Annotated in this window: 15 protein-coding genes; 14 read left to right on the top strand and 1 reads right to left on the bottom strand. The window is 41.5% G+C overall.

All coding sequences use genetic code 11. From position 1 onward, the window contains the following. Positions 1-14 precede the first annotated feature (14 nt). From accB to PSH48_RS12920, 12 genes are all read left to right on the top strand, one after another. Entirely contained in the window at positions 15-476 is a 462-nt protein-coding gene (gene accB / locus PSH48_RS12975; RefSeq protein ID WP_004587671.1) for an acetyl-CoA carboxylase biotin carboxyl carrier protein, read from the top strand. 25 nt (positions 477-501) lie between these two features. Beyond that, positions 502-1,842: an acetyl-CoA carboxylase biotin carboxylase subunit gene (accC, locus tag PSH48_RS12970; protein WP_024031477.1), complete on the top strand. Its 1,341-nt coding sequence runs from the start codon at positions 502-504 to the stop codon at positions 1,840-1,842. 125 nt (positions 1,843-1,967) lie between these two features. Next, a complete protein-coding gene (gene tsaE / locus PSH48_RS12965; protein ID WP_054983237.1) occupies positions 1,968-2,444 on the top strand; it encodes a tRNA (adenosine(37)-N6)-threonylcarbamoyltransferase complex ATPase subunit type 1 TsaE in 477 nt (158 codons plus the stop codon). A gap of 170 nt (positions 2,445-2,614) precedes the next feature. Then, positions 2,615-3,958, top strand: a complete 1,344-nt coding sequence (locus PSH48_RS12960; RefSeq protein ID WP_273587551.1) for an N-acetylmuramoyl-L-alanine amidase — start codon at positions 2,615-2,617, stop codon at positions 3,956-3,958. 34 nt (positions 3,959-3,992) lie between these two features. Beyond that, complete coding sequence (gene mutL / locus PSH48_RS12955) at positions 3,993-5,855, top strand: DNA mismatch repair endonuclease MutL (RefSeq protein WP_273587550.1); 1,863 nt, start codon at positions 3,993-3,995, stop codon at positions 5,853-5,855. Between the two features lie 10 nt (positions 5,856-5,865). Continuing rightward, a complete protein-coding gene (gene miaA / locus PSH48_RS12950; protein WP_095206706.1) occupies positions 5,866-6,783 on the top strand; it encodes a tRNA (adenosine(37)-N6)-dimethylallyltransferase MiaA in 918 nt (305 codons plus the stop codon). Between the two features lie 81 nt (positions 6,784-6,864). Continuing rightward, positions 6,865-7,128, top strand: a complete 264-nt coding sequence (gene hfq / locus PSH48_RS12945; RefSeq protein ID WP_004587665.1) for an RNA chaperone Hfq — start codon at positions 6,865-6,867, stop codon at positions 7,126-7,128. 15 nt (positions 7,129-7,143) lie between these two features. Continuing rightward, positions 7,144-8,433: a ribosome rescue GTPase HflX gene (gene hflX, locus PSH48_RS12940; protein ID WP_024031472.1), complete on the top strand. Its 1,290-nt coding sequence runs from the start codon at positions 7,144-7,146 to the stop codon at positions 8,431-8,433. A gap of 100 nt (positions 8,434-8,533) precedes the next feature. Then, positions 8,534-9,706, top strand: a complete 1,173-nt coding sequence (hflK, locus tag PSH48_RS12935) for an FtsH protease activity modulator HflK (protein ID WP_004587663.1) — start codon at positions 8,534-8,536, stop codon at positions 9,704-9,706. 5 nt (positions 9,707-9,711) lie between these two features. Next, positions 9,712-10,590 (top strand): protease modulator HflC, encoded by an 879-nt coding sequence (hflC, locus tag PSH48_RS12930; RefSeq protein ID WP_004587662.1) that lies wholly within the window; start codon positions 9,712-9,714, stop codon positions 10,588-10,590. A gap of 216 nt (positions 10,591-10,806) precedes the next feature. Further along, on the top strand, positions 10,807-12,120 hold the full coding sequence (locus PSH48_RS12925; protein WP_273611707.1) for an adenylosuccinate synthase: 1,314 nt from the start codon (positions 10,807-10,809) through the stop codon (positions 12,118-12,120). A 112-nt stretch (positions 12,121-12,232) separates the two neighbouring features. After that, complete coding sequence (locus PSH48_RS12920) at positions 12,233-12,871, top strand: tetratricopeptide repeat protein (RefSeq protein WP_248443967.1); 639 nt, start codon at positions 12,233-12,235, stop codon at positions 12,869-12,871. 81 nt (positions 12,872-12,952) lie between these two features. Here the strand turns inward: PSH48_RS12920 and PSH48_RS12915 are convergent, their stop codons facing one another. Beyond that, positions 12,953-14,803, bottom strand: a complete 1,851-nt coding sequence (locus PSH48_RS12915) for a cation:proton antiporter (protein WP_029772605.1) — start codon at positions 14,801-14,803, stop codon at positions 12,953-12,955. Between the two features lie 851 nt (positions 14,804-15,654). Here PSH48_RS12915 and proB point away from each other — a divergent pair. Together proB and PSH48_RS12905 are read left to right on the top strand one after the other, a co-directional pair. Then, a complete protein-coding gene (gene proB, locus PSH48_RS12910; protein ID WP_004587658.1) occupies positions 15,655-16,761 on the top strand; it encodes a glutamate 5-kinase in 1,107 nt (368 codons plus the stop codon). Further along, positions 16,758-18,005: a glutamate-5-semialdehyde dehydrogenase gene (locus PSH48_RS12905; protein ID WP_004587657.1), complete on the top strand. Its 1,248-nt coding sequence runs from the start codon at positions 16,758-16,760 to the stop codon at positions 18,003-18,005. The genes proB and PSH48_RS12905 overlap by 4 nt, the downstream gene beginning before the upstream one ends. Position 18,006: the final 1 nt, after the last annotated feature.

Below are 18,006 nucleotides of genomic sequence, written 5' to 3'. Positions count from 1 at the left end.
TAGGCGGGTCGTTCATGGATATTCGCAAGATCAAAAAGCTAATCGAATTAGTAGAAGAATCAGGTATTGCTGAGCTAGAAATCACTGAAGGTGAAGAATCAGTACGTATTAACCGTAACAACATGAGCGCAGGTCCTGCTTACGCTCAGTACGCACCACAGCAATTTGCTGCTCCAGCGCCTGCGGCACCAGCACAAGCTGCACCAGCCGTTGAAGCCGATGCTACACCAGCAGCGCCTGCAGGCCATCAAGTTAAATCACCTATGGTTGGTTCATTTTACTCAGCGGCTTCTCCAGAAGCGCCAGCATACGTAGAAGTAGGTTCTCAAGTTAAAGTAGGTGATACATTATGTATCGTTGAAGCAATGAAAATGATGAACCAAATTGAGTCAGATAAAGCGGGTACAGTTACAGCTATTTTAGTTGAAAATGGCGAACCAGTAGAATTTGATCAACCTCTATTCATCATTGAATAATTTAGTAACCTAAAGGCCAACTCTTATGTTAGATAAAGTAGTCATTGCAAACCGAGGTGAAATAGCACTTCGCGTATTGCGCGCCTGCAAAGAGCTTGGGATCAAAACGGTTGCTGTGCATTCAACGGCGGATCGCGATCTTAAGCACGTATTACTTGCAGATGAAACCATTTGTATCGGTAGACCTCCAGCCACTGAAAGTTACTTAGATATTCCGCGCATTATTGCGGCTGCTGAAGTAACAGACGCTGTAGCGATTCACCCAGGATATGGTTTTCTTTCAGAAAATGCAGATTTTGCTGACCAAGTTGAGCAAAGTGGCTTTGTATTTATTGGTCCAAAAGGCGACACTATTCGTCTTATGGGCGATAAAGTATCGGCAATCAATGCAATGCGTAAAGCCGGTGTACCATGTGTACCAGGTTCTGACGGTCCAGTATCGGATGACAAAGAACGCAACATGCAAATTGCAAAGCGCATTGGTTACCCGGTAATTATTAAAGCCGCTGGTGGCGGTGGTGGCCGTGGTATGCGTGTAGTACGTAGCGAAGCTGAATTAATTGATTCAATCGCACTTACTCAACAAGAAGCGAAACAGTTTTTTGGTAATAGCATGGTTTACATGGAAAAATTCCTTGAAAACCCTCGCCATATTGAAATTCAGGTACTTGCTGATGGACAAGGTAATGCTGTTCATTTAGGTGAGCGTGACTGTTCTATGCAACGTCGTCACCAAAAAGTAGTTGAAGAAGCGCCTGCTCCAGGTATAACGGCAGAAGTGCGTAAATTTATTGGTGAGCGCTGTACACGTGCATGTATCGAAATTGGTTACCGTGGTGCGGGTACGTTTGAGTTCTTATACGAAAACGGCGAATTTTACTTCATCGAAATGAACACCCGTATTCAAGTTGAGCACCCAGTGACTGAAATGGTAAGCGGTGTTGATTTAATTAAAGAGCAGCTAAAAATTGCTGCTGGGCAACCGCTATCTTTCACGCAAGATGACGTGGTTATCCGCGGCCATGCAATTGAATGTCGTATTAACGCAGAAGACCCAGAAACGTTTATCCCGTCGCCGGGTAAAATTACACGTTTCCACCCTGCAGGTGGTTTAGGTATTCGTTGGGATAGCCATATTTATGCTGACTATACAGTACCTCCACATTACGATTCGATGATTGGTAAGCTTATTACTTACGGTGAAAACCGTGATGTGGCTATTGCCCGTGCTCGTAATGCGCTGAACGAATTAGTTATTGATGGCATCAAAACAAACACGCCATTACATAAGAAAATTCTTGCAGACGAAAACTTCCAAAGTGGTGGTACAAATATCCACTACCTTGAGAAAAAACTAGGGCTATAAAGCCCCAGTTAATTAAAACCGGCTTAGGCCGGTTTTTTTATGCCTAAAACGCCAATTTATCGCCTTCAAGAAATATTCTGGTATGATTAGCAAAGATGCGCTTTTAGTAAATTTTTGAGGTAACAATGACGCGTAGTTTTGAAGCTCACCTAAATGATGAAATAGCCACAGTAGCAATGGGTAACAAAGTGGCTGCTATTATAGAGCAAGGTGCAGTAATTTATTTACACGGTGATTTAGGTGCAGGTAAAACAACATTTACGCGTGGTGTAGTGCAAGGCTTTGGCCACACTGGTAAGGTAAAAAGCCCAACCTATACGCTGGTAGAGCCATACGAACTGACACGTGCTAATGTATATCATTTTGACCTATACCGGTTAGGCGATCCTGAAGAGCTTGAGTACATGGGTATAAGAGATTACTTTTCTGAGCAGGCTATTTGTATTGTTGAGTGGCCAGAAAAAGGGGGAGAATTTATACCAGTTCCCGATTTAGACATTACCTTAAGTTACGTTGGCGATGAGCGCAAAATTGTTATGAATAGTGCCAGCGAGCGCGGAATAGCAATTGTCGAAAAACTAACTAACCTAAACCCGAGTTAATATACTTACTAACACATTGAAATATAAAAGCATCAAAGTTACCTTTTTAGTTGGCGTACAAAATAGGAGCTTAAGGTAGATTTACTATCCAACGTTTAGGTTAATAAGCTAATAGCGGGTCAAGGCGCCCGCTCTCATAATAATAAATAGTTAAGGCAATGGTAGTTATAATGAATCGAGGTGTAGTTAAACTTTTTATTTGTTTCATAGTTTTCGCTGTGAGCTTACCGTTGTGGGCAAAAAATACCATAAATAGTGTACGCGTATGGCCCTCGCCAGATAGCACGCGGGTGGTATTTGATTTAGATGATAAGCCCGATTTCAGCTATTTTATGCTTAAAAACCCGAATCGCTTAGTGGTCGACCTTGAAAACACCAAAGGGTTAAAAGTATTACCGAGTATTCCTTCTAAGCACAAAATTGTAAGCAAGCTACGCTATTCAAAGCCTAAAAATAAACAAAGTGTACGTTTTGTATTTGAGCTAACAGCGCCTATTAAGCCGGTTATTTTTGCGCTGGCACCTACTGGCCCGTACAAAAACAGACTGGTTGTGGATTTATATAACAAAAGTGAACCTGCAGTAAGCACTACACCTGCCCAAAAAGCAGCTAAAAAGCGCCAGTTAAGCCAAGAGCGAGACATTGTTATTGCAATTGATGCGGGCCATGGTGGAGAAGACCCTGGTTCTATTGGCCCCTCTGGTACGTATGAAAAAACTATTACCCTGCAAATAGCTAAACGTTTAGAGCGTATGATTGACGGCGAACGTGGCATGATTTCGCGCATGGTAAGAAGTGGCGACTACTTTGTTAAGCTTAATACCCGTACCAACCGAGCACGCCAGAAAAAAGCCGACTTTTTAGTGTCAATTCATGCTGATGCATTTACCAGCCCTGGGCCAAATGGTGCTTCGGTGTGGGTGTTATCGCTTGGCCGCGCTAATTCTGAGATTGGTAAATGGATAGAAGATAAAGAAAAACACTCAGAGCTTTTAGGTGGTGCAGCCGATGTAATTAAAGATGCTGCTAACGAAAAATACCTCGCGCAAGCGCTACTTGATATGTCGATGGACCACTCAATGAAAACAGGGCTTAGTGTGGCCGAAGAAGTAGTAAAAGAGCTAAAAAAGGTCGCTAAATTACATAAAAAAGATCCACAACATGCAAGTCTTGCCGTATTAAAGTCGCCAGATATCCCTTCCATTTTGGTTGAGACAGGTTTTATTTCAAACCCCCGTGAAGAGCGCATGTTAAAAAGCGCTAATCATCAGGAACGCTTAGCTAAAGCGATGTTTACGTCTATAAAAAATTATTACTTAAAAAACCCACCTGATGATTCGTTATTTGCAAAGCTTAAATCGCAGTACCCAACTAAACATAAAGTTCGCCCAGGTGAATCGCTAAGCCTATTAGCGAGTCGGTATGGCGTATCGGTAGCCAAATTAAAGCAAGTTAATCAACTACGCTCAAACACCTTGTTTATAGGTCAAGAGCTGGACATACCGCAGAGTTGATGTTTATTAAACCTGTACACGTATTAGGGGCCTCATGAGTATTGAAATATTACCTGCACGATTAGCTAACCAAATAGCGGCAGGTGAAGTGGTTGAACGCCCGGCTTCAGTGGTTAAAGAATTAGTAGAAAATAGCTTAGATGCGGGCGCAACGCGTGTGCAAATAGACATAGAGCGTGGCGGTCACAAGCTTATTCGTATTCGTGATAATGGCTCAGGTATTGGCAAAAATGAGCTCACTTTAGCGCTTTCACGCCATGCAACAAGTAAACTTAAATCACTCGATGATTTAGAAAACATTTGCTCTTTAGGCTTTAGAGGGGAAGCGCTTGCATCTATTAGTTCGGTATCGCGTTTAACGCTTAGCTCAAAGCCCAAAGCACAAGATGCCGCGTGGCAAGCGTTTGCACAGGGCCGCGATATGGACGTGCAAGTAAAGCCGGTAGCCCACCCAGATGGCACAACGATAGAAGTTAAAGATTTATTTTTTAACACCCCAGCAAGGCGCAAGTTTTTACGCACCGAAAAAACCGAATTTAGCCACATTGATGAGCTTATAAAGCGTATTGCACTGAGTCGTTTTGATGTGGCGATTACGCTGACGCATAACCAAAAGGTAGTTAGGCAGTACCGTGCTAAAACCGACCCTAATCAAGCGATTACTCGGGTTGCGCAAGTTGCAGGTAAAGCCTTTGCTGAGCAAGGATTGCATATTCAATCTGGCGAAAGTGGTTTACAGCTGCATGGTTGGGTATTGCCAGTGGGATCAGCTAATACCACGCAATATACATATGTAAATAATCGCATGATGCGCGATAAGTTAATTTTACATGCTATTCGTCAGGCGTTTGAAGAGGTAAGTGGAGCGCAAGAACTCCCAGGTTTTGTTATTTATATTGATATTGACCCAAGGCAAGTGGATGTAAATGTTCACCCTGCAAAGCATGAGGTGCGTTTTCATCAAGGCCGGTTAGTGCACGACTTTATATTACAGGCGATTAAGCAAGTAGTTGTGCCTCTACAAGGCGAATTTGCAACTAATCAAGCGCCCACAGACGATTACCAATCCTCAGCGTTTATTGAGCAGCCAAGTCATGCGGCTAATAACCAGCCAGTTCAGCAGGGGTATGATTACCCTAAGTCACAGTTGCAGCCAATAGATTCACAAAACAGTGGTTTTACTAGTCGTGCCCCCTCTAATCGCGCAGGGTCAGGGAATGGCGCTGCGGGGTATGCTTCACAGCCTAAAAAACATAGTGCAAATCATCACGATGTAAATGCATTTTATCAAGGGGTGAGTGAGCAACAAGCCGCTCATTTTGAGCATAGTGTATTAGCGCAGCCCGATACTGATGAAAGCGCTGCACACGCATTAAAAAGTGTGCAGGTATTAAATGTAAATAAAGGTGTGTGTGTATTTACTCAGCAGCAGCAGTTATTTTGCTCACACTATAAGCATGCACTTGTTGATTACTGGCATGCACAAATAAAAGAGCTGGGTAATTTAGAGGGTAAAGCCTTGTTACTACCCGTAAGGGTTAACCTTGAAAAAGCTGACTGCGAACTAATAGCTCAGCAGCAATCGTGGTTTACTTTATTAGGCTTTGAGCTAGTTATTGAAAAACAGTTTGTGATGGTTAAAAAGCTACCCACGTGTTTATATTTACTTGAAGTATCAGCCGCGGTTGAAAACTTGCTTGGCGCATGTAAAACACAGCTCAACGAGTTACAAGCGTGGCTTACATGGCAGCTTAGTTGTGTACCAGAACGCTTTTATGAAAGTAATGCATTTATTGAATTACAAATTAGCTTACAAAATAATCCGCAAACAATTGAACGTTTAAAAGAAAAAGCAGTTAAAATAGACCTAGAACACTATTTAACGCAATTAAATTAAGGTACCCGTGTTGAGCAATTTACCGGTCATATTTTTAATGGGCCCAACCGCAGCTGGTAAAACGGCGTTGGCAATTTCACTGTGTGAGCACTTAAATACAGAAATAATCAGCGTTGATTCAGCGTTAGTGTATAAAGGTATGGACATAGGTACGGCAAAGCCCGATGCAGAAGAGCTTGCTCGTGCTCCGCATCATTTAATTGATTTACTCGATCCGAGCGAAACCTATTCGGTCGCCGATTTTAGACGTGATGCGATAAAAAAAATTGATGAATTCCATCAACAAGGTAAAGTACCAATATTAGTGGGCGGCACCATGATGTACTTTAAATCTTTAATTGATGGATTATCGCCACTGCCAGAAGCCTGCCCAGTCGTTAGAGCAGAGCTTGAAGCGCAAGCAAAAAAATTTGGCTGGCCACATTTACATCAAGAGCTGGCTAAAGTAGACCCGCAAGCGGCCGACAAAATAAGTGAAAATGATTCACAAAGAATAAATCGAGCTTTGGAAGTTTACCGCATTAGTGGTAAAACAATGACTGAATTGCAAAAGCAAAAGCAGCCAACGTTACCTTATACTTTTCATCAATTTGCGATTGCGCCTGATGATCGCAGTGAATTACATCAGCGAATTGAAAAAAGGTTTAAAATAATGATAGAACAGGGGTTTGAAAAAGAAGTTTCGACCCTATATCTACGTAAGGATTTACACCCCAATATGCCTTCTATTCGTTGTGTAGGTTATAGACAAATGTGGGATTATCTTGCGGGTGAAGTAGACCATGATGAGATGGTTTTTCGCGGCATTGCTGCAACGCGTCAACTGGCAAAACGTCAGCTAACGTGGTTACGGAGTTGGCCTGATGTTACTTGGTTAACAACAGACGATGAAGAAAACTTGCAACGCGTAGTAAGTTCGCTAAGCTAGTAGTAGTTGCGAATTATTTATTTAATTAAATAAGTTCAGCTACTTAAATTATAATAACACCTAGAACGAAGGAACAATAACATGGCAAAAGGCCAATCGTTACAAGACCCATTTTTGAATGCACTACGTCGTGAGCGCATTCCAGTATCAATCTTTTTGGTAAATGGCATAAAATTACAAGGTAAAATTCAGTCATTTGACCAATTTGTTATTTTACTTGAAAACACTGTAAACCAAATGGTGTATAAACACGCAATTTCAACAGTTGTACCTGCTCGTGCAGTCAACTTCCAAGGTGTTCAAGGGAGCGATGACACTGAAGAGCAAGAACCAGGAAATATTTAATTAGGAGCGTAATGCTTGTTTGACCGCTATGAATCCGGCGAACAGGCAGTCTTAGTTCATATCGACTTACCTAAAGATGGCGATCGTGAAGATCTTCATGAATTAGAGTTGTTGGTATCTTCTGCTGGTGTTAGTAGTTTGGCGGTTGTGCAAGGCAGCCGCCAAGCACCACATCCGAAACTATTCGTCGGTACCGGTAAAGCAGAAGAAATAGCTGAGATTGTCAAAATCCACAATGCAGATGTTGTCATCTTTAATCATCAATTAAGTCCGTCTCAAGAACGTAATTTAGAGCGCGTTTGCCAATGTCGTGTACTTGATAGAACAACACTTATTCTTGATATTTTTGCCCAAAGAGCCCGTACCCACGAAGGTAAGCTACAAGTAGAGCTTGCTCAGCTTAGGCATATGTCTACTCGGTTAATCCGAGGGTGGACTCACCTTGAGCGACAAAAAGGGGGAATAGGTTTACGAGGCCCAGGCGAAACACAGCTTGAAACCGATAGGCGTTTATTGCGCGCGCGCATTAAAAATATTCGTGCCCGATTAGCCAAAGTGGCTGTACAACGTGAGCAGGGTAGACGTGCGCGTACGCGTAACGAAATTCCTACCGTGTCGCTTGTAGGGTATACCAATGCGGGTAAATCAACCCTGTTTAACCGTATAACAGACTCAGATGTATACGCAGCAGATCAGCTTTTTGCCACGCTTGACCCAACACTACGTAAACTTGATATAGGTGATGTTGGTTCGGTTATTTTGGCCGATACAGTGGGATTTATTCGCCACTTACCACATGACTTAGTGGCAGCCTTTAAAGCAACATTAACAGAAACGCGTGAAGCCGACCTACAATTACATGTAATTGATGTGGCAGACCCGCGCAGACGCGAAAACATAGAGGAAGTACAGTCGGTTTTAAAAGAGATTGAAGCTGATGAAGTACCGCAATTATTAGTTTATAACAAAATTGATGCGCTTGATGATGTAAGCCCACGAATTGATCGGGATGACCAAGGACAGCCTATAAGAGTATGGTTATCTGCACAAACCGGCGAAGGGTGTGAGCTACTTAGCGAAGCAATAAGTGACCTGCTTGCTAAGAAAATGCTTAGTGGTACGTTATTACTTGCCCCTCAATATGGCCGGTTAAGAGCGTCTTTGTTTAGCTTAAGTGCAGTCCATGAAGAGCGCTTTGATGAACATGGTAACTGGTTGTTGGATGTACGTTTACCTATGGTTGAATGGAACCGATTAATTAAAGAGTTTGGTCCTGAAATTGAGGGTTTTATCAATCGCGATTAAAAATTGGCATATAAATGTCGGTTTTTGTATGAGAAACGCGGTAGATTTGATAGATTTAACACAATTTCCTAATTTATTTAGATAACAATGGAGTATAGCTATGGCCTGGAATGAACCGGGTAATAATGGCAATGACAAAGATCCGTGGAACAATAAAGGCGGACGTGATCAAGGCCCACCTGATTTAGACGAGGTGTTCCGTAAGTTTAGCAACAAGTTAGGCGGCATATTTGGCGGTAAAAAATCCGGCAATAATAGTGGCGGTGGACTTGGCGGAGCCGGTATTTCATTTATCCTCATTATCGCCGCAATTGTGTGGGCGTTAAGTGGTATTTATACGGTTAAAGAAGCCGAACGTGGTGTGGTACTGCAATTTGGTAAGTATGACCGTATTGCAGAGCCAGGCTTACGCTGGAAAATGACCTTTATTGAAACGGTTATTCCAGTAGATATTGAAGCTGTACGTTCATTATCTGCATCTGGGTTTATGCTAACGGAAGATGAAAACGTAGTAAGCGTTGAGTTTGAAGTGCAATACCGTGTTATTGATCCGTACCTTTACAAGTTTAGCGTAACTAATGCTGATAACAGCTTAGAAGAAGCGCTTGATAGCGCGTTACGTTACGTTGTTGGCCATGCAAAAATGGACCAAGTACTGACTAATGGCCGTGAAGTCGTTCGTCAAAATACGTGGGATGAGCTTAATAAAATCATCGAACCGTATAACTTAGGTTTAATTGTGACCGATGTGAACTTTAAAGATTCACGTCCACCAACTGAAGTAAAAGATGCATTTGATGACGCTATTGCCGCACAAGAAGATGAAGAGCGTTTCATCCGTGAAGCAGAAGCGTATGCACGTGAGATTGAACCGCGCGCGCGTGGTCAAGTAACACGTATGACGCAAGAAGCAGAAGGTTATCAAGAACGCATTACACTTGAAGCACAAGGTGAAGTGGCTCGTTTTGAAAAGCTACTACCTGAGTATCAAGCAGCTAAAGAAGTAACGCGCGAACGTTTATACATTGATGCTATGGAAGAGGTGCTTAGCAGCAGTTCTAAAGTCATTGTTGATGTTAAAGGCGGTAACAACATGATGTACTTACCACTTGATAAAATTATGGAAAAGCAAGGCACTGCAACACGTGTAGCTTTACCAAGCTCAAGTGATATTCAAGATTTACGCAATAAAGTAAATACATCACGAAATAGCACTGTGAATAGCGGTAATGACCGTTTTAACAGTGATCGCTTTAACAATAACGGGAGATAAGCGTAATGAAAAACTTTAGTTTAGTCATACTATTAGCTGCCATTGTTATGTCTTTCTCTGCGGTATTTGTAGTACCTGAAGGGCAAAAAGCGATTGTGTTGCTATTTAGCAAAGTTGAAAAAGACAGTGAAGACAAAGCCGTTGTATACAGCCCAGGCCTTCACTTAAAAGTACCATTTTTTAGCCAAGTACGTCGTATTGATGCACGTATTCAAACGCTAGATGGCACGCCAGACCGCTTTGTAACAAGCGAGAAAAAAGACTTAATTGTTGATTCGTTTGTTAAATGGCGCGTAAACGACTTTAGCGCATTTTACCTGCGTGCTCGTGGTGATAAGCAATACGCTGAAACACTACTAAAGCAAAAAGTAAATAATGGTCTGCGTACTAACTTTGGTACGCGTACTATTCGCGAGATTGTATCGGGTGAGCGCAGTGAGCTAATGGAAGAGGCGTTAGTACAAGCTTCTGAAAGTGCGCGCGAGTTAGGTATTGAAGTACTTGACGTGCGTGTTAAGCAAATTAACTTACCACAAGAAGTGAGTAGCTCTATTTACCAACGTATGCGCGCTGAGCGTACTGCTGTTGCAAAAGAGCACCGCTCGGAAGGTCAAGAAAAAGCAGAAACTATTCGTGCTAATGTTGACCGCCGTGTAACGGTAATGCTTGCTGATGCAGAGCGTAATGCGCGCTCAGTACGTGGTCAAGGTGATGCAGAAGCTGCCGCTATTTATGCTAAAGCATACAACAAAGATCCAGAGTTCTTTGGTTTTGTTCGTTCTTTAGAGGCGTATAAAAAGACCTTTAAAGATAAACAAGATGTTATGGTACTTTCACCAGATAGTGACTTCTTTAAATATATGAAAGGCGCTGCAGCGCAATAAGCGATGCCTTAATCATTTAAAAAGTTATAAAGCCCCGCCTATGCGGGGCTTTTTGTTAAGTATAATTTAAAACTTTAAATTACTGTTATATATGTGGTTATTTAAAAAGTGTGATGGCCTAAAAAATACGCGCAGAAAAAATAAGCTGAACAGGGGTGATCTTTACTTCAGTTTTCTGGTAAAATCTCGTCCTAATTTTCTCGAAGTGAATTTACAATGGGTAAAAACGTTGTTGTATTAGGCACCCAATGGGGTGACGAAGGTAAGGGTAAGGTTGTTGATCTCCTTACAGACAAAGCATCTTTAGTAGTTCGATACCAAGGTGGCCACAATGCGGGTCATACTTTAGTTATTGACGGTGAAAAGACAGTTCTACACCTTATTCCATCGGGTGTATTACGTGACAATGTTAAATGTGTGATTGGTAATGGTGTGGTTTTATCACCAGAAGCGCTAATGAAAGAAATTGGCATGTTAGAAGAGCGTGGCGTACCTGTACGTGAGCGTCTTTTAATTAGTGAAGCATGTCCGTTAATTCTGCCTTTCCATGTTGCATTAGATGTAGCTCGCGAAACTGCTCGCGGCGACAAGCCAATTGGTACAACTGGCCGTGGTATCGGTCCTGCGTACGAAGATAAAGTAGCCCGTCGCGGTTTACGCGTAGGTGACTTATTCAATCCAGAATTATTCGCAGCTAAACTAAAAGAAGTACTTGAATACCATAACTTCACTTTAGTTAACTACTACAAAGTAGATGCTGTTGATTTCCAAAAAACGTTTGATGATGCAATGGCTGTTGCAGACATCTTAAAAGCAATGGTTGTTGATGTAACTGAGCTTTTAGATCAAACACGTTTAGCGGGCGAACACATTTTATTTGAAGGTGCACAAGGTACATTACTTGATATCGATCACGGTACTTACCCTTATGTAACCTCTTCAAACACCACTGCTGGTGGCGTTGCGACTGGTGCTGGTTTTGGTCCATTAAACCTTGATTACGTGTTAGGTATTATTAAAGCGTACACTACACGTGTTGGTTCTGGTCCTTTCCCTACAGAGCTTTACGATGGCCTTGAAAAACAAGACCCAGTGGGTAAGCACTTAGGTGATAAAGGTCATGAGTTTGGCGCGACAACAGGTCGTTTACGCCGTACTGGTTGGTTAGATGCTGTGGCAATGCGCCGCGCAGTTCAAATCAACAGCATCTCTGGTTTTTGTTTAACTAAGTTAGATGTTTTAGATGGTTTAGAAACGCTTAAAATCTGTACTGGTTACCAGCTTGAAGATGGCACAGTGACTAATGTAACGCCATTAGCTGCTGAGGGTTACGAGAAAGTAACACCAGTATATGAAGAGATGCCAGGTTGGCCTGAAAACACAGTTGGTGTAACTAGCCTTGAAGGCTTACCAAAAGCTGCGATTGATTACATCAAGCGTATCGAAGAAATCACAGGTGTACCTGTTGATATTATTTCTACCGGCCCAGATCGTGTAGAAACAATGGTACTTCGCAACCCGTTTGCTTAATCACCATTAGTTTAAAAAAAAGCTGCTTTTTGCAGCTTTTTTTATGCCTAAAATTCACCTTGGAACGATCTTTGTATATTATTTGATAAGTTTTATTTTATACGTGGTAAACATGCGCCTATCTACCTGTAACACTTTTCTAGCGTCTTTGCTCACTCCGTTACTTTTATCTATAAGTAGCAATGTGTTAGCTGAAGAAACGCCCGCTGCGGTGCCGCTTTATACCGAACCGGAGCTGATTGCACTAATAAATAAAAATACACATTTGCAGCGTGTAAAGGCAGACGATTGCCAATTAGTACAAGATATAGAGGCAAGGGCCAATAAAATGGCGCTGCCATCTTACCAATTTTTATATGGCGATATGCTGGCATATAACGTGTGTGTTGAACGCAATGTGGAATTAGGTGTGTACTACATGCGTAAAGCAGCTGAACAAGGCTTAGCGGCTGCATTAGAGCAGCTTGGACGTTATTACGACACGGGTCGCTTAGTGCAGCAAGATAAAGCTATGGCCATTACCTACTTACGAGAGGCTTCAGCGCAAGGGAACTTAAAAGCACAGCTAAGGCTGGTTAAGCTTTTTAATGCAGGCTACGGAAGCCCACGTGACTTTGAAGATGCGTATCGCTGGTTATTCAATGCCATGGTGGCAGATAAAGCAACCCATAAAAAAATTGAGCGTGCGCTTAGCTTACTCGCTCAAAAAATGCCCGATAGTGTTGTTGCCCGCGCGAGATTACCCATGTAAGTGCCGATAACGCACGCTATTTATATAAAATAAAAAAGCCCTAATATTTAATTAGGGCTTTTTTGCAATAACGAAAAGAGGTTAGCTCTCTTCTTTATTTTTTGTTTTAGCGGGGTCTTTTAACACCGACATTTTTGGCGGCTGAAGTGCAAAGATACGCTCTCCTTCCTGCGGTGGCTTTTCCATATTACTGGTAAATGGGCGAAGTTTTACTGGCGTATCGTCGTCGTTGTCTTTATCACCTTTTAAAATAAACAACGGGATCGCTTCAGGGTTCATCTCTTGGTATTTTTCCCAATCAAATTCTTCTGAAATACGCGTCGCACTCACTTTACCGCCTTTAGCAATAATACTGCTTAGGCGAGCGTAAGAGCCATCTTCACCAAACAAAATTTGTCTAGATAGGAATGTTGCACTGTCTTTATTCGCTTTAGCATGCGAGGTAGATGAGCGCAGTGAAAATACATTTTTTTCATTCAACAAGTGAGAAAAATATTGTACACCAAGCGCATTATGGTGGCGGTTAGGTGAAAGTGCTAATACCGTTCTTATTGTTGTGAGCGGCAAGTAACGCTCAGCATGCTCTGATTGTGGGTTACCATAATAACAGGCAAGGCCGTCCATACGAGCCATTTTACAGTTCTCCCATGCGGGGTCTGATAGGTGAACAGGAATGCTTTGCTCTTGTAAACCTTTACCTATAGCGCGAGATACATGGTTTGCACCAATAATCAGTATGGTATTTGGAGAAGGTTGGCGCACGCCTAATAGCTTAGCAACAGGAATAGCGGTTAAGCTTTGTAATACCACAGTGATGATAATAACGGTAAATATTAACGGCACCATTTTTTCTGCATCAGCTACGCCAGCTTCCATCATACTTAGCGCAAACACCGACCCAACAGCAGCTGCAACAATACCTCTTGGGGCTATCCACGATAGCACCAAGCGCGATTTCATTGGCAAGTCAGTACCAAAAGTAGATATAGCAATACACAATGGGCGCGCTATAAATAACACCACTGCAAGGAATATAAATACGTCGCTGTCTAACATCATCAAGTCAGAAAGCTGTAGCCGCGCAGCAAGTAAAATAAACAGTGATGATATTAAAATCATCGATAAGTCTTCTTTAAACTCAAGTACAGAATCGATTTCTAAATCATTTTGATTAGCAAGCCAAATACCAAATACGGTAACAGCCAATAGTCCCGATTCGTGACTTAAGTGATTAGATACCGAAAAGCTAATAAGCACCAAGGCAAGTATACCAAATTTATGTAACTCGAACGGTAGCCATTCACGGCGCATAAGCTGTGTGGTGATCCACCCCGCAACAACACCGATAGATAGCCCTACGCCGACTGTTTTAACAAGTGCAATAATAGTGTGGCTAAGCACTTCTCCTTGGCCTACCAGCATGACTGCTTCAAATACAAGCACAGCAAAAAGAGCACCGATTGGGTCAATTACAATGCCTTCCCATCGTAATATACGGTCAATATCTTGTGTTGGGCGCATCGAATTAAGTAAAGGGGCGATTACCGTAGGCCCTGTTACTACTAGCACAGCGCCTAATACTGCAGCCACCCGCCAGTTAAGCTCCAGCAACCAATAGGCACTTAAGCTTATTACCACACAGGTGGTGATCATGCCGATAGAGCACAGGTTACGTACGACCTTACTTATGCCTTTTAACTCTCTAAAGTGCAAAGTAAGGGAGCCTTCAAATAAAATGACAGCCACACTCAGTGACACAACAGGAAATAATAAATCACCCAGTAAAGCATCAGGGTCTAATACACCACTAAACGGCCCTAGCAATAAACCGGTAAGCAATAAGAACAAAATAGCGGGTACTTTAAACGCCCACGCTACCCATTGGGCAAGCACCGAACAAAGTGCGATACCGGCTATATAAATTGCTGACATAAATTAAGAATTCCTTATTTATCACAATGTGAAAAGTATAACTTTTGTTAAATATTAATACAGGGGTATACACGTGAAATGTTTAATTTGCTAATAAAATTTTAGCGCTTAATACAAAAATTGTAGGTTAAACTTATTGATTTATTTATAAAAATTGAATTAAAACACAAAAATAAATATAACTCTTTGATTTTAAATGATTAACCACTTAGAGGTGAGGCGTAGCTATACATTAGAGTGATTTTTAGCCTTGATCTTACCCCTTGAAATGTCGTATTATATTTAGAGTTCAAACAATTAGTCATCTAAATATAATTTTGCAAAATAACGGTATGTATTAATACTAGCGTCATATTTGCCCTGTAATAATAGATTTGTACGCTATTTTTACCATTAATTAGTAGCTATTGTATTATTGAATATCTTGGTATGGTTTTTTCAAACAAGTTTATTTAAGCAATTAAGTAAATAAATGTTTGAGTTGAACTATTACTTTCAATGTTTAGCTCCCATCGTGGCGGCTAAATCTCGGTCCTTAAGTCATCACCCTATCTGTTGGTGTATCTGACTTTAGAGGCTCTATGTATGTTGTTAACAAAAAGGCCGCACACAGCTTTTTACAGCGATACATAAACAACACTTTTTATTTTTATATTTAATAGACCTCCATTTAATTTGGTTGGTGCTGTTTCATGTCTTTACAAATCTAAAAGCAATTTTAGGTCGTGTATTTGCGTGCGTTTAAAAAGTGTATAAACAAACAACCTATTCGAAATTGCGTATTTTTTACGCAATTACCTAGTTTTAGTTCACACTATGTGAATGCAGATAAAATGGAAAGTTGAGATTTTATGCAAAAGTTAAATTGGCGTCGTATTGTTTTAAAAGTAGGTAGTGCATTAATTGCTCCAGATCAAGATGGGTGCCGTTCACGCTACTTATTAACCATTGCGCAATTTATTGTTCGCTGTCGTGCTCGTGGTATTGAAGTTATTTTAGTATCTTCAGGCTCAGTAGCTGCAGGCTCACACTTATTCCCATCTGACATTCCACGTTCAGTTGTGATGAAAAAAGCGATGGCAGCAGCAGGTCAAACTGAAATGATGGCCATGTGGGATCGCTTTTTCGATTTTCCATCAGCGCAATTATTATTAACCCATGGTGATTTACGTGACCGTGAGCGCTATGAAAGTATTCGCGAAACTATTTTTACTTTGTTAGAGCATGGTGTACTGCCTATCATTAACGAAAATGATGCTGTAACAACGGATGACTTAAAAGTAGGTGACAACGATAACTTATCAGCCATGGTAGCGGCGGCCGCTGATGCCGATGCATTAATGATTTTTTCTGATGTAGATGGGCTGTATGATAAAAACCCAAATTTGCACGACGATGCAGTTTTACTGCCTGAAATAAAATCAATTGATGAGTCTATTTATGCTATGGCAGGATGTGCTACAAGCTCTGTAGGAACCGGTGGCATGAAAACCAAAATTGAAGCTGCCGAAAAAGCAACGTCTCACGGTATTGCTACTTATATTATTAATGGCTTTAAAGAAGAAACCTTTAATAGATTATTGGCAGGTGACAACCCTGGTAGTGTTTTCCTTCCTTATGAAAAACCAATGCAAGAAGCTGTGCACTGGATGACGCATACTGCTAATGAGCAAGGTGAAGTAGTTGTAGATGGCTCGTTTGATGAGTCTCTTGAAGGTGAAAACGGTTGCATACGTGGCGACGAAATAATGGAAGTTCATGGTGAGTTTGCCATTGGCGATACCATTTTAGTTAGAAGCGAGGATGGCACACGTTTAGCAAAAGCCACCGCAAATTATAGTAGTTGCTTGTTAAGCTTTATTGCAGATAACGAGCAAAGTGAATTTAGCGAAAAAATGCAGGATTCTATTGGTCCTGTTATTTCAGAAAAAGATATCGCATTATTGGAGAAGTCATGAGTTTGATTACGGATATTTCACGCCAGGCAGCAAAAGCTGCAAACACACTTGCTTTACTCGACACCGAGACCAAAAACCAAGTGTTAACCGAAATGGCGGCAGCATTACGCGCAGAAAAAGCATTTATAATTAAAGAAAACGAAAGTGATTTAAGCGCAGCACGCGATAATAACTTAGCCGCTTCGATGATCGACCGCCTAACGCTTAACGAAGAGCGCATTGAAGCAATGGCAGAAGGTATTGAAGTTATTGTAAGTTTAGATGATCCTGTCGGTCAGCTACGCGACATTACAGAGCGCCCAAATGGCATTAAAATACGTAAAATGCGTGTGCCATTAGGCGTTGTATGTATGATTTACGAAGCGCGTCCTAATGTAACTGCGGATGCAGGCGCATTGTGTTTTAAATCGGGTAATGGTGTTATTTTACGTGGCGGTAAAGAAGCCCTTAAAAGCTCGCAAGCCATTGCGAGTGTAATGCACGGTGTACTTGAAAAACATAACTTACCTAAAGCACTGATCTCAGTTATTCCTGATCCAGACCGTGCGTTGCTTATGGAACTAATGCAGCAACGCGAAAGTATTGATTTAATCATCCCTCGTGGTGGCGAAGGCTTAATTAACTTTGTTACAGAAAACAGCACTATTCCTGTTATTCAGCACTTTAAAGGGGTGTGTCATTTATACGTAGATAAAGATGCCGACTTAGAGGTTGCACTTAATTTACTATTAAATGGTAAAACACAGCGCACAGGCGTATGTAATGCGCTTGAAGGGCTAGTGGTTCACCAAGATGTTGCTGATGAATTTTTAAATTTATGTGCCGTTGTATTGCGCCAAGAAGGTGTGAAAATTAATGCAGATGAGCAAGCCGCAAAATACTTCGATAATGCTACAGTACTTGCTGATAATGAATTTGGTGAAGAATACTTAGATTTAGAAATTGCTATTCGTGTGGTACCAAGCTTTAGTGCTGCAGTGGAGCATATTGCTCAATTTGGTTCAAACCACACTGAGGTTATTTGTACTAAAAACGATACTGCGGCTGAGCTTTTCCAACGCAGTGTTGATGCATCGGTAGTGATGGTAAATGCATCATCGCGTTTCTCAGATGGCTCGCAATTAGGTTTAGGTGCTGAAATTGGTATAGCTACAACTAAGCTACATGCTTATGGTCCCATGGGGCTTGAGTCACTTACAACTGAAAAGTATTTAGTTAATGGCGAAGGCCAAGTACGTAAGTAAT

It is taken from the genome of Pseudoalteromonas sp. Angola-4, from assembly GCF_028599265.1.
GTDB lineage: Bacteria > Pseudomonadota > Gammaproteobacteria > Enterobacterales > Alteromonadaceae > Pseudoalteromonas > Pseudoalteromonas atlantica.
This window is presented reverse-complemented; position numbering and strand designations above follow the sequence as displayed.

What these genes read in the sequence shown, in the direction of transcription:
- accB (WP_004587671.1), top strand. Translation starts at nt 15, where the DNA reads ATGGATATTCGCAAGATCAAAAAGCTAATCGAATTAGTAGAAGAATCA.
- accC (WP_024031477.1), top strand. Translation starts at nt 502, where the DNA reads ATGTTAGATAAAGTAGTCATTGCAAACCGAGGTGAAATAGCACTTCGC.
- tsaE (WP_054983237.1), top strand. Translation starts at nt 1,968, where the DNA reads ATGACGCGTAGTTTTGAAGCTCACCTAAATGATGAAATAGCCACAGTA.
- PSH48_RS12960 (WP_273587551.1), top strand. Translation starts at nt 2,615, where the DNA reads ATGAATCGAGGTGTAGTTAAACTTTTTATTTGTTTCATAGTTTTCGCT.
- mutL (WP_273587550.1), top strand. Translation starts at nt 3,993, where the DNA reads ATGAGTATTGAAATATTACCTGCACGATTAGCTAACCAAATAGCGGCA.
- hfq (WP_004587665.1), top strand. Translation starts at nt 6,865, where the DNA reads ATGGCAAAAGGCCAATCGTTACAAGACCCATTTTTGAATGCACTACGT.
- hflK (WP_004587663.1), top strand. Translation starts at nt 8,534, where the DNA reads ATGGCCTGGAATGAACCGGGTAATAATGGCAATGACAAAGATCCGTGG.
- hflC (WP_004587662.1), top strand. Translation starts at nt 9,712, where the DNA reads ATGAAAAACTTTAGTTTAGTCATACTATTAGCTGCCATTGTTATGTCT.
- PSH48_RS12925 (WP_273611707.1), top strand. Translation starts at nt 10,807, where the DNA reads ATGGGTAAAAACGTTGTTGTATTAGGCACCCAATGGGGTGACGAAGGT.
- PSH48_RS12920 (WP_248443967.1), top strand. Translation starts at nt 12,233, where the DNA reads ATGCGCCTATCTACCTGTAACACTTTTCTAGCGTCTTTGCTCACTCCG.
- PSH48_RS12915 (WP_029772605.1), bottom strand. Translation starts at nt 14,803, where the DNA reads ATGTCAGCAATTTATATAGCCGGTATCGCACTTTGTTCGGTGCTTGCC.
- proB (WP_004587658.1), top strand. Translation starts at nt 15,655, where the DNA reads ATGCAAAAGTTAAATTGGCGTCGTATTGTTTTAAAAGTAGGTAGTGCA.
- PSH48_RS12905 (WP_004587657.1), top strand. Translation starts at nt 16,758, where the DNA reads ATGAGTTTGATTACGGATATTTCACGCCAGGCAGCAAAAGCTGCAAAC.